We start from the raw sequence: 14429 nt of genomic DNA on the forward strand, positions 1-14429 counted from the left end.
ATGCGGTCATGCTTCGCCCCTACAAACATATTTGCCTTGCGCCAGATGCACCCGTTGCAATCGCTTGAAAGTTGGCAATCAAGCATCTTTCACCATCCAAACTAAGAAGCTGAGAATATGCTCGACGGGGGGCAGCGGATAGTCGGTTAGGTCGATCGTTATTATCTGTCCCTCCAGCTTCAAAAACCGCCATTGCGTGCCGCTGGTAACGCAACCGTAGACAGCCCCAAGCGGTTGCTCTTTTGCCCGATTAAATTGTTCTACAGCCAGCATTTCTGCAATGCACTGTCCCAGCCCAGATTTCAAGTCAGATTTTTTTGCCTCAACTACAACAATTGCTGGCGCTTCCACCGTAAGTTGTTCGGGAGAGCGGCTAATTAGGAAATCACAAACTCCGTTAAGTCCAACACTCGGATCGACATTGAATTCTTCGCCAGAAAACACACTAATTTGACGGTTGAGAATGCGTCGCACTTCCAGCAATACAGGATTTATAATGACTTCAGAGCGAGCTTTTTCGGTGTCTACAGCGATCGCCCAAGGTACATCCTCCAAAATCGCCAATAACTTAGAACTAGGGGCGATCGACTCAACAGAGTCCGGAAAAAATCGGCTTCCCTCAACAATCGTCAGGTGAAAATCTCGCTTCACCTTGTCGATGCTAAACTGACTGTAGGGCATAATATTTTTTTGTTGTTTTATTCTAGAGTGTAATGTAAAATAGCAGAATATATCGAAAGTTACACAGCAATAATTATATATAAAATCTTACAGTAAAAAATCAAAATTAATACCTCACCACAAAAATGAGAAATTTATCAGATTTAGACAATGCACCGGAAACAGAAGAAGAGGAAGACTCCAGCGTCTTGCTGTCGATCGGCGATTTAATGTCTGGCTTGCTGATGTTATTCGCCCTCCTGTTCATCACCGTGCAAATTCAACTCAGCGCCAAGGCGAAAATGCTCGATGAGAAAATCCTTCAGGTGGAAAAACTGCGACAAGAATTGCAGCAATATCAAAGGGCTTTTGAAGGACTGCCGCAAATTATTGTCAATGCTTTAGAGGGGAAAGTTGGAGACAAAGATATTTTTACGGTTGACCCCGGAACGGGAGATGTCAGCATTCGCGATCGCATTTTGTTTGATAATAACAGTTCCGTCCTCAAACCCGAAGGAAAAACGTTTTTGCAAGCCTTCATTCCCATTTACAGCCAAGTGCTTTTTGCTAACAAACAGTTTGAAAAACAAATTGCTCGCGTTGTCATCGAAGGACATACCAGTTCCGCAGGTTCCGATTCCAAAAATCTGGAACTGAGTTTGCGCAGGGCTTTAGCTGTTTCTAATTATATGTTTTCCGATGAGGTTAATTTTCCTAAAAAAGCCGAATTGCAGCAAAAAGTATTAGTTTCGGGACGGGGAGAATTAGATGCGAATCCGACTCAAAATGCCGCGGGCGATCGCAAAGTCGTTTTCCGCTTCCAATTCCGCCGCGAAAACTTGAATGTAGACGTAAACCGCCAGTTACCATCACCCGAAAGCAAAAGCCCGAATTCTACCCCTAGATAAATGCTGCGGCTTAACCTGCGGATTTGATATAAAATGTGTGGGATTATTAGTCCTGTACGCACGGGTAGCCAAACACCCTGATGAAATCGCTCTTTCCCAATCCAAAATCGAACAGCGAACATCGAAAACTGTATAACCTGTTGCTGCTATTATTTCCTGCCAGCGCATGGCTGATCGTTTTCTTTATTCTGCCGGTGCTAATTGTACTGTTGTACAGTTTTTTAGAGCGCGGTACCTACGGCGGTATTACTTGGGTATTTACTCTCAGCAACTACCAGCGTTTGTTCAGCGGACTTTTCTTAGGCGTAATTGGTCGATCGCTCTTTTTGGCTTTTTTGACAACGGCGGCTTGTTTGTTAGTCGGCTATCCCCTAGCATTTTTCATCGCCACCCGTCCTCCCCGCTGGCGAAATGCCTTGCTTTTGCTGGTAATTATTCCCTTTTGGACTAACTTTTTAGTGAGAACCTACGCCTGGATCATTCTGCTGCGCAGCGAAGGAGTCATTAACACAGCCCTGCAAAGCCTGCATATTATTAGCGAACCGTTAAACTTGCTGTTCACGCCTTTCGCTGTGGCGATCGGTCTGATTTACGGCTATTTACCTTTTATGGTTCTGCCTTTATATTCTAGCATAGAACGCTTCAATTTTTCATTAGTTGAAGCTGCTCAAGATTTAGGGGCAAATGATATTAGAACTTTTTTTAGCGTTTTTTTGCCATTGACAACTCGCGGCATTGTTGCCGGATCTATTTTGGTTTTTGTCCCGGCTGTCGGTGCTTTTGTTACACCGGATATATTGGGCGGTTCTCAAACAATTATGGTGGGAAATTTGATTCAAAATCAGTTTATGAAATCCCGCGATTGGCCGTTTGGTTCGGCGCTTTCTATGGTATTGACCGTAATCGTATTGATTCCTGTTTTAATTTATTTTCGCGTGTCCGATGACACTCAATAAGCGGTGCTTGTGGCGCACCCCATGTTTAGCTTAAGATGGGCTAATGACCAATGACTAATGACCAATGACTATTGACTAATGACTAATGACTAATGACCAATGACTAATGACCAATGACTATTAACTAATGACTAAAACAAAACTAGATTTGCTGGTGCGGGCGATCGGCAAAAAGTGGCTTTGGGTACAAGCTGCACTGGCATTTGCCTTTCTCTACTTGCCAATTCTCATCTTAATTATTTACTCCTTCAACGCTTCCAAATTTAACGCAGTTTGGCGCGGTTTTACCCTCGATTGGTACGGCAGCTTGTTTAGCAATGCAGGCGCGACTATTGCTACCAGCAGCAGCGCCGGAATTTTGCCAGCACTTAGCAATAGCTTGCTAATTGCAGCCGTTTCGACGGCTTTAGCGACTATTTTCGGTACCATGCTGGCGCTAGCGCTGGAACGCTTTCATTTTCCCGGACGCAAAGCAGTGGAAGCTTTACTGTTTTTGCCGGTTATTATGCCCGAAATTACGATCGGCATTTCGCTGCTTGTTTTCTTTACCCTAGCATTTCGGATCGTAGAAAATCTTACGGGAATCCGCCTCAACCTCGGTTTACCTACAGTAATTATCGGTCACGTTGTCTTTAATATTTCGTTTGTGACAATTACTGTCAGGGCGCGCTTGGCCGAACTCGATCCTCAATTAGAACAAGCAGCCTTTGACTTGGGCGCCAACGAATGGCGGACTTTTTGGCGGATCACTTTCCCTCTAATTTGGCCCGCTATTTTCAGTGCCGCACTGCTGGCTTTCACTCTGTCGCTGGATGATTTTGTCGTGACATTCTTTACCACCGGTGTCGGTTCGATGACCCTGCCGCTATTGGTTTACGGCATGATAAAATTTGCAGTAACCCCAGCGATTAATGCCATCTCAACTTTGATGTTGTTGGCTTCCTTGTTGCTGGTTGTGTCATCACTCAGGGTTCAAAAAAGTTAAAATAATTGCTTTTGTGTCATAATTTATTTCGCGTACAACTAACAAAATCCATGAAACGCCTCCTGACTTTCTTACTTTTGTTTGTGATGAGTGCAACGGTGGTTTTCGGCTGTAGCCCTACAAGTGGCAAGCAGCAGCAAGTCCTCAGCATTTACAATTATGCAAGTTATATCGCCCCAGAAGCGATCGCCCAATTCGAGAAAGAGAACAATGTTAAAATTCAATACGACACTTTCGAGAACAGCGACACACTCTATGCCAAAATAAAACAGGGTAATCCCGGTTATGATGTCATATTTCCTGCCGATTACATGGTGAGAATCATGGCAGCCGAGAATATACTTGAACCGTTAGATTTTGCCAAAATTCCTAACAAAATAAATCTCGATTCGAGATGGATTAACCAAACATTTGATCCGGAAAATAAATATTCTCTGCCCTATCAGTGGGGAACAATGGGAATTGGCTACAACATCAAAGCAACCAAGGGCGAGATTAATAGTTGGGGGGCGATGTTCGATCCTAAATATACAGGAAAAATAGCATGGCAAGATGATGCAAGATACACTTTTGCAGCGGTTCTAATCTATTTGGGATTTGACCCAAATACAACTAATCCCCAAGAAATCAACAAAGCCCGCGATTTGCTGATTAAAAATAAAAATATCATTGCCGCCTTTGTCCCCGACACTGGTCAAACTCTGCTCGATCAAGGAGAAGTTAATCTGACAATGGAATGGAGCGGCGATATTTTTCAGGTGATGAAAGAGAATCCCAACCTGCGCTATGCTATTCCCAAAGAAGGAACAATTGTCTTTTCTGACAATATGGCAATTCCTAAAGGTGCGCCGCACAAAGAGTTAGCTGAAAAATTTATTAACTTTGTTTTGCAGCCTGAAGTTGGTGCGACAATTTCTAATTTTACCCACTATGGCTCGCCGAATAAAGCAGCAATAGACAAAGGTTTAATTGACCCGAAAGATTTGAAAAATCCTCAAATTTACCCGCCTGCTGAGGTGTTTGCAAAACTGAAATTTTTGCAGGATGTCGGGAAAGCAACCGCATTGTACGATCGAGCTTCGACGGAAGTTAAAGCCGGGGCTGGAAAGTAAGCATTGGTGTCAACAACTAGGTCAAACTTAACTAATTCCAAGGAAGAGCATGGTAACGAGTAGAAAGCGAGTAACTAACTAACTGTAGGGTGCCCAGCGGGGGAAAATTATTCAGTATCTCCTCAAAACATTCAGCCCGCTGGGCACCCGACAATAACTACTAGGATAAATAACAATGCACGCAGTCGAAATTTTAGACGTTTCCAAAGTATTTAAAAGTGCTCGCAGTCAAGATTTCTTAGCTGTAGACAACATCAACCTGCAAATTGGCGATCGCGAATTCTTTTCTTTGCTCGGCCCTTCCGGCTGTGGCAAAACTACAACTTTGCGAATGATTGCAGGTTTTGAAACTCCCACAGCGGGCGAAATTTACATTCAGGGCGAACCGATGCAAAATCGCCCGCCATTTCACCGCCCAGTAAATACGGTATTTCAAAACTATGCTTTATTTCCGCACATGACTGTAGCACAAAATGCTGCATTTGGGTTGGAAATGGAGAATTTGCGCCCGCCAACAATTCGCGATCGCGTGGCGCGAGCTTTAGCATTAGTACAGTTAACAGATGTAGAAAAACGCTATCCCCGCCAACTCTCAGGAGGACAGCAGCAGCGAGTAGCGCTGGCGAGGGCCTTGGTCAAAGAACCTTCTGTTTTGCTGTTGGACGAGCCCCTAGGAGCGCTGGATTTAAAATTGCGCAAAGAGATGCAATTAGAATTAAAAAAAATGCAGCGCCAATTGGGAATTACGTTTATTTATGTGACTCACGACCAAGAAGAAGCGCTCACAATGTCGGATAGAATTGCTGTGATGCAGTCCGGAAAACTGCAACAAGTCGGGACGCCTGTGGATATTTATGAATATCCTAAAACGCAGTTTGTGGCTGAGTTTATTGGGGAGAGCAATTTCTTGACCGGGCGAGTAGTAGAAAAGCAGCAGGGTAAAATAATCGTGTTGGTTGACCAGCAGTTGCCCGTGTTAGTTGCAACAGCAGAAAATTTGCCCGCGGGGAAAGTTGTTACCCTGGTGTTGCGGCCGGAAAAAGCGACTATTTACCCGGCTAATTATGAGGCTGAAAATATCTGGCCCGGAGTAGTAGAAGAGGCGATTTATATTGGTACTGACACGCGTTATACGGTGCGCCTGACTGCCAAAAGCTCGATCGCCCTTCGCCGACAAAACTTGCACAGAGATGACTTGCAGCGACACAAAGTGGGCGACAGCGTTCGAGTCGCCGTGCCGCCGGAAAGTATCTGCATTTTTTGAAACGTGCTGCTGAATTAGCTCTCGTTTACTGCGGTGATGGCGAGGGACTCTCGGCCCCGGGCGATGGAATTTCCGCAGGAGGAGATTCTGGCGGCGGCGATGGAATTTCCGCAGGAGGAGATTCTGGCGACGGCGACGGACTCTCGGCCCCGGGGGAAGGAATATCTGCACCGGGCGAGGGAATATCGGCAGGAGTTGGGGCGGTAGTTTCCGGCGGCGGCGGAAGCTGTTCGGGATCGGGGTTCGGGGTTTGGAGGCTGCGCACCCACAAACCTAAACCTGCGAATGCTAACATCAGCACCAACAGCCCCAGCAGGGGCAGCCAACGCTGGGACTGCTGTTTTTTAACTGGTTCCGGGGCGGAGGAAGTTTCCGGGTACAGCAACTGTTTAGAGGATTCTGAAAGCTGAGATTCTGGCATCCGCCCGGTTTTTTGGAGGGATGTAGGGAGGGAGGGCGGTAGCGACACTGACAGCGGTGACACCGGCGCCGATGACACCGGCACTGACGCACCCGCCGTATCGAACAGTACCAATCTCTCCGGCGACATCCGACAGTGAGTCACCACCACAGAAGTGTTATCGTAACCGTTTTTCTCGTTGGCGAGACGAACCCAAGAAATAGCCGCCGCTTCCAAGGACATTTTGCCCTCTAGCACCTGTGGGCCGTAATTCTGCCAAGATTGCTCTACCCAGTCGTTATCGCTTAAACCGTCGGAACATAGCAGCAGCAAGCCTTCTTCTTCGATAATAAATCGCTGAATCGTGGGGCGCAGAAAATCACCGTCCCGCGTACCCAAAGCTTGAGTCAGGGCTCCGGCATCCGATCGCAATTGAGTCTCCCAGGATAAACTGTGTCCTAGGTGTACTTCCCTAGATGCTACGTCATCGTCCACAGTCAAGCGCTGACAGTAATTGTTGCCAATCCAATAGGCGCGGCTGTCTCCAACATTGACTAAATAAAGTTCGTGACTGTTATTCGACGGTACATCTTCGGAAACTTTCACTTTTTGAGGCAACTGGAGAGCCATCACCAAAGTGGTTCCCATCCGCTCCCGCAACTCTTTTCCTTGCTCGTTATTTTGAGCGGAAATCACGTTATTGACAACTTTCACTATTTCTTCGAGTTGCTGGATCACCATTGCTGGCGCCATCAACTCTTGTTGTTCAGCGATTTCGGCGAGCAAATTTTGGATTAAAGCTTTCAGGGATTGGACGGCTAATTGACTGGCAACTTCTCCTCCTTCGTGGCCTCCAACCCCGTCGCAAACCATTGTCAAGTAAGGAATTAGTTTGTCATTTGGGCCAGTTTTGACCGATTGAAAATCAGCAGCAGTGGGATAGCAACTGTCTTCATTTTGGGAGCGCTGCGGCCCGGTATCGGTGATGCCGACTACTTCTAAATGCAGGGGCAATTGGGCAGCTTGTTCTAATAGTAAATCGTTAAGTTCCAGGGCGATCGCATCTAAGTTCATGCTGCTGCGGCGCATAAATACACAAATCTCGCCGAGTTTCGACTGTATCTCGGGCCTTGCCGATTCCACCAAACCAGACCACACATCTCCCAAATCCTTGAGAGTCGGTACAAAATTACCTCGATGCAGTTCCAGCAGGCGCACCCGCCAACCTTCCACGCGCAAATTTTCCGGTACCAGCAAACTCGCAGCGACTCCTTGTTCTGAAAGTGCCGTCCACATTTGCAGCATTTGCCACAGCCAGTAAACTTGGCGCGTGGCACTTGTCTGAGCCCAAGCTTGTAGAATAGAAGGATACAGGCTACCAAAATTATTAATCGGCACATTTTCCAACAACAGCACCTCTGTGGCTTCCGCTGCTTCCCCCAAGGCACAAAAACCGTATACTTCGGGCGCGTGCAGCCGTTGTGGATACAAATGCAGGTAAGGCATGATGTGCACCGGCAGTTGTTCGGGGACGCCCGGAGGGATAGATGGACGGCTGTCAAGCCAGATTTGGGGTGCAATGACAAAATATCGATCGGCGATTACCTTACCCGCCGGCACTTCCTCGACTGCTGGGCCCACCACCCACAAATAGCGATAAATTAAATCGGTTTCGCAAGCTGCACACTTCTGGGTACCAAAGCTATTGCGCGGTTCGGAACAGCTCAGATTTGGGCAATAAATGGGTTCGGAGAAACTACTGATCATATCGAAATAGTTTGTGTAAAAACATTCTGAAGATATATGATTCCCAGGCTCGAATTCACTAGCTTGAGAATAAGCTGATTTTAGCCCCTATCAATTTCTTAACTGGCTTTGGGGCCCTAGAAATTGTAGTTGCTGCCGGTCTCGATCGGCTAAAATTGTAATCTAAGTTACTAAAATCTGACTTTGAGTACAATGGAAGCCTCAACCTGGTACCGCGATTGTGTTTACAATCGCGATCGGGCTGGGAAGTCACAAAGCCTTGCAGAGTCAGTCGTTGGCAATTCTTAAATTTCAAATTTTAAATCTAAGAATCTAAATAGTATCACCTATTCTTTTGACGATCTGGATTCCGGCGATCCTTTGGCTGCTGGCTGGGGCTTTGCTATGTTTGGGAGAGCTATTGACTAATGACCAATAACTTCTCTAAGATTGTTGAGCCAAAGTACATCGATCGCACAATCCGAAAAATTCCAATGTGTGATAATAAATTTTGAAAGAATGAGATTGTTGTAATTGGCTTTCTAGGTGATGAACGGGGCATTCGTCGATCGTAATGGACGTGCCACATTCGAGACAAGTTAGGTGATGTTGGTCTTGGTGGGCGGCACCGTAGAGAGATTCGCCGCTAGCAAGCGTTCTGACGTGAACGAACCCCTCTCGCTTCAAACCGTCGAGGGAGCGGTAAACTGTTGCTAAGCCCATGCTTTGGTCGCTCTGGCGCAGTTCTAGGTAGATATCTTGCGCTGAGAGCGATCGATTTAAGGTCTTGAGCAAGTCTAAAATACGCTCCTGACTGCGGGTGCGGTTGGTTCTCATAATTTTGTTGTGTAATCGGCTGGAATCAAATTTGTCCCTGTTTCTAGGCTATCTTACTTGGAGGAGTCATACCAAAGTCGAACGAAGACGGGCGCGGTTGAAACCGCGTTTACACAAACAGGGCGAACGCTTTCGGGGCGACTGGGGAATAAGAGGGTATTAAGCCCGGATTTGGTGTCAAAGGTCGATCGCACGCAGCTCGGTTGTAGAATACAATGGCGCTAACTTCCACATCACCTATCGCAACATTCCCGTGACTCAGAAATATCTTGCCCAAATCTATGTTACCCTCCGCCCTTCGGTTTTAGACCCCGCCGGCACTGCCGTACAGTCTGGTTTGCAACACATGGGATACGACAATGTGGAGCGCGTGCGGATCGGGAAGTACGTTGAATTGACGCTGACTGCTGCTGATGAGTCCTTCGCGCGCGAACAACTCGATCGCGTTTGCGATCAACTTTTAGCGAATCCAGTTATTGAGAATTATCGCTTTGATTTGACTGCAATTGCTGTACCTGTCGAGACAGCAGGAGCTTAAGTGCGATCGACTTTTAGGGCGTGTTTTTAAACCCGGAGACCCCCTACCTAACCCCCTTCTTAAGGGGGGGACAAGAGGTTCTCAAAGTATCTGTTAAAAACACGAGAACTAGAACGACTCAAAGTCCCCGCAACGATGCGGGGGATGTGAGGGGGATCTAGACTTAAATACAAGCGAGAAAAACATAAGATTTAAGTCTTAAGTTGACACTTCTTGCTTATTCCATCCATTACATCCGTTACACAATCCGTTGCCGAACTTCCTTCTGCTTATGAAATTTGGAGTTATTGTTTTTCCGGGTTCAAATTGCGATCGCGATGTGGTGTGGGTAACTCAAGGGTTGCTGCACCAACCGACCCGAATGATTTGGCACGAAGATACCGATATTTCGGATATTGACATCATTGTAGTTCCCGGTGGTTTCAGTTACGGAGATTATTTGCGGTGCGGTGCGATCGCCCGTTTTTCTCCAGCCATGCAAGCTACTGCGGAACACGCGAACAAAGGCAAGCTTGTACTCGGCATCTGCAACGGTTTTCAGGTGCTGACTGAAGCTGGTTTGCTTCCCGGTGCGCTGGTGCGGAATGCGGGATTGAATTTTATTTGCGATCGGGCTTCCTTGAAAGTCGAACGCGGTAATACGCCGTGGACTTCGGCTTATACTTCGGGTGAAATCATCGATTTGCCGATCGCCCACGGGGAAGGCAATTATTATGCCGATGCCGATACTTTAGCCGAGCTAGAAGATAAGGGTCAAGTGTTGTTTCGCTACTGCACGGAAGCCGGTGAAATTAACGCTGCTGGAAATCCCAACGGTTCGTTAAATAATATTGCCGGCATTTGCAATCGGGCGGGCAATGTGTTAGGAATGATGCCGCATCCCGAACGAGCATCCGATCCGATGTTGGGCGAAACTGATGGGATGAAATTGTTTCAAGGGTTGCTGATGGCAACTGTTGCTGCAATTTTATAGTTGATATTTGCGATATTGTTGTAGATACCATAGGGTGGATCGCGATCTCTTGTAGGGACACGGCATTGCCGTCTCCCTACGGGGATATTAGCGACGCACCCACAAAATTAAAAATGCTAAAATGACTTCAAAGTCAATACATCGGAAAACAGTCCTATGCCTTCACTCTTTCCTGGAATGGACCCGTACTTGGAACACCCCGATTTCTGGCAGGAAACTCACAATCGATTAATTATCGCGATCGCTGATACCATCATGCCTCAAATTCGCCCTAAATATGAAGTGGCAATTGACAAACGCATCTATGAAATTACCGATCCAAATGACAGTAACGGCGACTCCCTTTTAGTAGGTATCCCCGATGTCGCGATTAAGCGTCAATCTAATAACCCGAATATTCCTATAGGTTCAGTTGCCACTTTAACTGTCACACTTCCGACTACCGTCAAAGTGCCGACTCCTGAAAAAATTAAACAGACTTATCTGGAAGTGCGAGAAATGACAACGAAACAAGTTGTCACCGCAATTGAAATTATTTCTCCCGTCAACAAACGTAGTGGAGAAGGCAGAATTACTTATCTCAAAAAACGCCAGAGTATTTTAGGTAGTTTAACTAATTTAGTAGAAATTGATTTACTGCGAAAATGGGAATCTATGCCCATCCTTAACAATTCCATTGAAAGCGATTATCGGATTTTAGTCAGTCCCAGAAATAGTCGTCCGTTTGCCGAACTTTATGCTTTCAATCTTCGCGATTCTTTACCTATATTTCCGCTTCCCTTGCGCGAAGAAGATGTAGAACCTATTGTTAATTTACCAGAAATATTTGCAGGCATTTACGATCGCGCCGGCTATGACTATCGCATCGATTACGATCGAGAACCCGTACCATCTCTACCCGAAGAAGACCGGGTTTGGGCTACCCAACTTTTGCAAGAAAAAGAACTTCCAGATAACTAATTATATAGTCCTGAACTCACAAAAGACCTATTTATTTTTAAGAGGACTCAAATTTAAACACTAATTTTCAGTCGGTTTCAACCGACTTTCGCTCTCTCGGCGGTGGTTTCAACCCCCGACGGACTAAACGGCAGCGGGCAAGATATAATTATTACCAACTATTTAAAAGAAAACTATATGTCCTTAGTGAATTTGGCCGATACCAAAACTCGGCTACTCGGCTGTAGTGCCGTATACATCGTCGGGCAATGTCTCTCCACCGCCATGTCGGCTGCGGGGCCCGTAGCCGACATGGCGGCAGGCGTACTCGGCGGCCCCGGAGGCGTGCTGGCAGTTAATGCTTTGGCAACTATTGTCGCTGCTATTGTGGGGAATATCACGGCGGGCGAGTTGGGAAACAAGTTGGCGCAGCGGGTGGGCAAAAATGCGGATATTCTCAAAAATGGCGATTTGACTACGGCGGCGGGAGAAGCTATCAGCCGTCTCCTGACAAAAATTGCTGAATCTGAGGAAGTCAAGGTTATTGCTGAACGAAATCACCTGCCTTCTGCTAAAGCTAATTTTCAATATTTAGCGAAGAAAACGGTTGCTTACTGGTTGGAAATTGATGCCAAAACTGACAGTCAGACAACTGCTTTGAATTTTTCTGATTCGGAACTTGCGAAGATTTTTTCGGCTGATAGGAATCAGTTTCTCGAAGTTACGGGGTTGGAGGTGCAAGATTGGCAAGATTTTTTGGGAGATTTTGCGGCGAAGGAAAACAAAACTTTGCATCCCGAATGGATTGCATATGCGGCGGCAAAACTGCACGAGTCTTTCCCGAAGGCGTTTTGCGAAGTGCTGAAACAAGATGCGGAGACTGGCGGCAGACAATTTGCGGGAATGCAGTTGATTTTGCACCGCGAAACTTTGGCGGAGTTGAAAGATTTGGGGCTGCAAAATGGGGAAGTTTTGCAAAGGTTGGAGGCTTTGGCGACGCGGGAGCAAATTTGTCAAGTCATGGCGAAGTTGGAAGTTATAGAAACTCTCCGCGATGAGTTGGCAGAAGTTCGGGCATTGCTGGAAAGATATATCGATCCTGCTGCGCCGAGTTTGCCGATTCCTGTTAAGTCAGAGACGATTATTCAGGACAGAATTAAAGACTTTACCGGTCGGAAATTTGTATTTCAAGCAATTAATGAGTTTCTGAGGACAAAGCAAAAAGGCTATTTTGTTTTGGAGGCGGAACCGGGTGTTGGGAAAAGCGCGATTATGGCTGCCTGTGTGGTGATGTTGAAGCGCCGCTGCATTACTCATTTCAACTCGCAACCGGACGGGATTGTCAGCGCTGAAACTTTTTTGGAAAATGCTTGCACTCAGTTGATTGAAGGTTTTAATCTTAAAGATAAGTATCCGCGACTGCCGGAAAATGCCCTGAAAAATAACAACTTTCTAGGCGAGTTGCTGAAGGAAGTCAGCGCTAAGTCTAGCAAGGACAAAAAAATTATTTTTGTGGTGGATGCGCTGGATGAAGTTGATTGGAAGGCTCAAACTAGCGGTAGCAATGTTTCGTATTTGCCTAATGATTTGCCGGATAACGTTTATTTTATTGTCTCGAAGCGGCCGGAATTTCTGACAATGCCGACAGCTAACAAGACGGTTTTTGATTTGATGAAATACAGTACAGACAGTCTCAAAGATGTCGAGGCTTATCTGGCAAAGCGCACGGAGAGAAGCCAGTTAATTCAGGATTGGATTAAGGGTCGAAATTTGCAGCGGGAAGAGTTTGTGACGGCGGTAGCCCAAAAAAGCGAAAAGAAATTTATCTACCTCCGCTATGTGCTGGATGAAATTGAAGGCGGCACGTACAAGGATGTGAATTTAAATGATTTGCCAGCGGGTTTGCAGGAATATTATCAAAAACACTGGGGACTGATGATGGGAAGGGAAGACGATCCTCTGCTGGAATTGAAGGTGAGGATTATCTATTTCCTGTCGCAAGCAGAGGAAGCAGTTTCTTGTCGCTGGTTGGCTAAATCTGCCGGCGAGCAAAATTTTACGAAAGTACAGCAGGTACTAACGAAATGGGATTCGTTTTTGCGAAAGGAGAAGGTAGGGAAGGAAACTCGATACACTATCTATCACAATAGTTTTCGGCAGTTTCTGGAAGCGGATGAAACTGTGCAGTCGGCGGGAATAACACTGGATGACATTAACGATGACATTAGCGATAACTCTACAGGAGGAGCGCCGCTATGAGCGATTTAGGTGTGTGGTTGGCGCAGCAGTGTCAGGAAGATCGAGATTTGCTGTTGAAATACCAACCGAAGAGATTTGCGAAACGGGGGAAGGTTGACCGTTATTGCGCTTGGTTGACTGATTTCGGTTTTATTGAGATGAAACTGGAATTTTTGGGGGTACAAGCGCTAATTGATGATTACGATTTGGCGAGAGTTTCTGATGTTTTGTTGTCGGAGGGGCAAACTGAAACTTTGGTAAGGATTCAGGGGGCAATTAGGAAGTCGGCGCACATTTTGGATAGGGATAAAACGCAACTGGCTGGGCATTTGTTGGGGAGGTTGCTGGATTTTGAGGTGCCTGAGATTCAGGGGTTGCTAGAACAAGCCAAGCAGTGGAAAGATAGTCCTTGGCTGCGGGCTTTGAAGGCTAATTTAGAGAGGCCGGGAGAAGGATGTCTGCGAACCCTCATCGGTCATACTAGATCGGTACAAGCAGTGGCGATCGCACCCGACGGAAAAACAGCGATTTCCGCATCCTCGGATAATACCCTGAAAATCTGGGACACCGAGACAGGCCGGGAACTAAAAACTCTCACGGGTCATAGTTCCTCGGTAGATGCAGTGGCGATCGCAAAAGACGGAAAAACAGCGATTTTTTTCTCAATCTCGAAAGGCTGTTTCGGGCAGGAGAAGGAAATCCTGAAAATCTGGGACACGGAGAGAGACCAGGAACTGAAAAATCTCACCGATCATAGTAACTCGCTAAAAGCAGTGGCGATCGCATCAGACGGAAAGATAGCGATTTCCGCTTTATACGATCATACCCTGAAAATCTGGGACACCGAGACAGGTTCAGAACTGAAAACTCTCA

Annotated in this window: 13 protein-coding genes; 10 read left to right on the forward strand and 3 right to left on the reverse strand. The window is 46.4% G+C overall.

Translation table 11 applies throughout. The annotated features are described in order from the left end of the window. Positions 1-78: 78 nt before the first annotated feature. A complete protein-coding gene (locus QT974_RS16785) occupies positions 79-681 on the reverse strand; it encodes a hypothetical protein (protein WP_333469579.1) in 603 nt (200 codons plus the stop codon). A 125-nt stretch (positions 682-806) separates the two neighbouring features. On the opposite strand from QT974_RS16785, the gene QT974_RS16790 reads away from it, so the two are divergent. The 5 genes from QT974_RS16790 to QT974_RS16810 all read left to right on the forward strand — a co-directional run bounded on the left by QT974_RS16790 (position 807) and on the right by QT974_RS16810 (position 5885). After that, entirely contained in the window at positions 807-1568 is a 762-nt protein-coding gene (locus QT974_RS16790; protein ID WP_333469580.1) for an OmpA family protein, read from the forward strand. A gap of 80 nt (positions 1569-1648) precedes the next feature. Continuing rightward, positions 1649-2524, forward strand: coding sequence for an ABC transporter permease (locus tag QT974_RS16795; protein ID WP_333469581.1), 876 nt, complete (start codon positions 1649-1651; stop codon positions 2522-2524). Positions 2525-2651: 127 nt separating this feature from the next. Beyond that, positions 2652-3509, forward strand: coding sequence for an ABC transporter permease (locus QT974_RS16800; RefSeq protein WP_333469582.1), 858 nt, complete (start codon positions 2652-2654; stop codon positions 3507-3509). 50 nt (positions 3510-3559) lie between these two features. Then, positions 3560-4621 carry an ABC transporter substrate-binding protein gene (locus tag QT974_RS16805; RefSeq protein ID WP_333469583.1) on the forward strand — a complete coding sequence of 354 codons (1062 nt, stop codon included), beginning with the start codon at positions 3560-3562 and terminating at the stop codon, positions 4619-4621. A 175-nt stretch (positions 4622-4796) separates the two neighbouring features. Next, positions 4797-5885, forward strand: coding sequence for an ABC transporter ATP-binding protein (locus QT974_RS16810; RefSeq protein ID WP_333469584.1), 1089 nt, complete (start codon positions 4797-4799; stop codon positions 5883-5885). A gap of 25 nt (positions 5886-5910) precedes the next feature. Here the strand turns inward: QT974_RS16810 and QT974_RS16815 are convergent, their stop codons facing one another. Together QT974_RS16815 and QT974_RS16820 are read right to left on the reverse strand one after the other, a co-directional pair. Continuing rightward, the gene (locus QT974_RS16815) at positions 5911-8052 is read right to left on the reverse strand and encodes a protein phosphatase 2C domain-containing protein (protein WP_333469585.1); all 2142 of its coding nucleotides are present in this window, start codon (positions 8050-8052) and stop codon (positions 5911-5913) included. 423 nt (positions 8053-8475) lie between these two features. After that, a complete protein-coding gene (locus tag QT974_RS16820; protein ID WP_333469586.1) occupies positions 8476-8868 on the reverse strand; it encodes a Fur family transcriptional regulator in 393 nt (130 codons plus the stop codon). 253 nt (positions 8869-9121) lie between these two features. Here QT974_RS16820 and purS point away from each other — a divergent pair, with 253 nt between their 5' ends. The 5 genes from purS to QT974_RS16845 all read left to right on the forward strand — a co-directional run. Next, positions 9122-9406, forward strand: coding sequence for a phosphoribosylformylglycinamidine synthase subunit PurS (purS, locus tag QT974_RS16825; RefSeq protein ID WP_333469587.1), 285 nt, complete (start codon positions 9122-9124; stop codon positions 9404-9406). Positions 9407-9677: 271 nt separating this feature from the next. Beyond that, positions 9678-10379 carry a phosphoribosylformylglycinamidine synthase subunit PurQ gene (gene purQ, locus QT974_RS16830; RefSeq protein ID WP_333469588.1) on the forward strand — a complete coding sequence of 234 codons (702 nt, stop codon included), beginning with the start codon at positions 9678-9680 and terminating at the stop codon, positions 10377-10379. A 156-nt stretch (positions 10380-10535) separates the two neighbouring features. Next, positions 10536-11339, forward strand: coding sequence for a DUF4058 family protein (locus QT974_RS16835; RefSeq protein ID WP_333469589.1), 804 nt, complete (start codon positions 10536-10538; stop codon positions 11337-11339). A gap of 177 nt (positions 11340-11516) precedes the next feature. Then, entirely contained in the window at positions 11517-13577 is a 2061-nt protein-coding gene (locus tag QT974_RS16840; protein ID WP_333469590.1) for an ATP-binding protein, read from the forward strand. Then, positions 13574-14429 (forward strand): WD40 repeat domain-containing protein (locus QT974_RS16845; RefSeq protein ID WP_442933188.1); only part of this gene is annotated, 856 nt, incomplete at its 3' end. The genes QT974_RS16840 and QT974_RS16845, both read left to right, overlap by 4 nt.

Source organism: Microcoleus sp. BM001215392, assembly GCF_036700185.1.
Classification (GTDB): domain Bacteria; phylum Cyanobacteriota; class Cyanobacteriia; order Cyanobacteriales; family Microcoleaceae; genus Microcoleus.

Bases quoted from the DNA above. Each gene is read 5' to 3' on its own strand.
- purQ (WP_333469588.1), top strand. From the start codon at position 9,678: ATGAAATTTGGAGTTATTGTTTTTCCGGGTTCAAATTGCGATCGCGAT.
- QT974_RS16835 (WP_333469589.1), top strand. From the start codon at position 10,536: ATGCCTTCACTCTTTCCTGGAATGGACCCGTACTTGGAACACCCCGAT.
- QT974_RS16820 (WP_333469586.1), bottom strand. From the start codon at position 8,868: ATGAGAACCAACCGCACCCGCAGTCAGGAGCGTATTTTAGACTTGCTC.
- QT974_RS16795 (WP_333469581.1), top strand. From the start codon at position 1,649: ATGAAATCGCTCTTTCCCAATCCAAAATCGAACAGCGAACATCGAAAA.
- QT974_RS16790 (WP_333469580.1), top strand. From the start codon at position 807: ATGAGAAATTTATCAGATTTAGACAATGCACCGGAAACAGAAGAAGAG.
- QT974_RS16815 (WP_333469585.1), bottom strand. From the start codon at position 8,052: ATGATCAGTAGTTTCTCCGAACCCATTTATTGCCCAAATCTGAGCTGT.
- QT974_RS16805 (WP_333469583.1), top strand. From the start codon at position 3,560: ATGAAACGCCTCCTGACTTTCTTACTTTTGTTTGTGATGAGTGCAACG.
- QT974_RS16810 (WP_333469584.1), top strand. From the start codon at position 4,797: ATGCACGCAGTCGAAATTTTAGACGTTTCCAAAGTATTTAAAAGTGCT.
- QT974_RS16785 (WP_333469579.1), bottom strand. From the start codon at position 681: ATGCCCTACAGTCAGTTTAGCATCGACAAGGTGAAGCGAGATTTTCAC.
- QT974_RS16840 (WP_333469590.1), top strand. From the start codon at position 11,517: ATGTCCTTAGTGAATTTGGCCGATACCAAAACTCGGCTACTCGGCTGT.
- QT974_RS16800 (WP_333469582.1), top strand. From the start codon at position 2,652: ATGACTAAAACAAAACTAGATTTGCTGGTGCGGGCGATCGGCAAAAAG.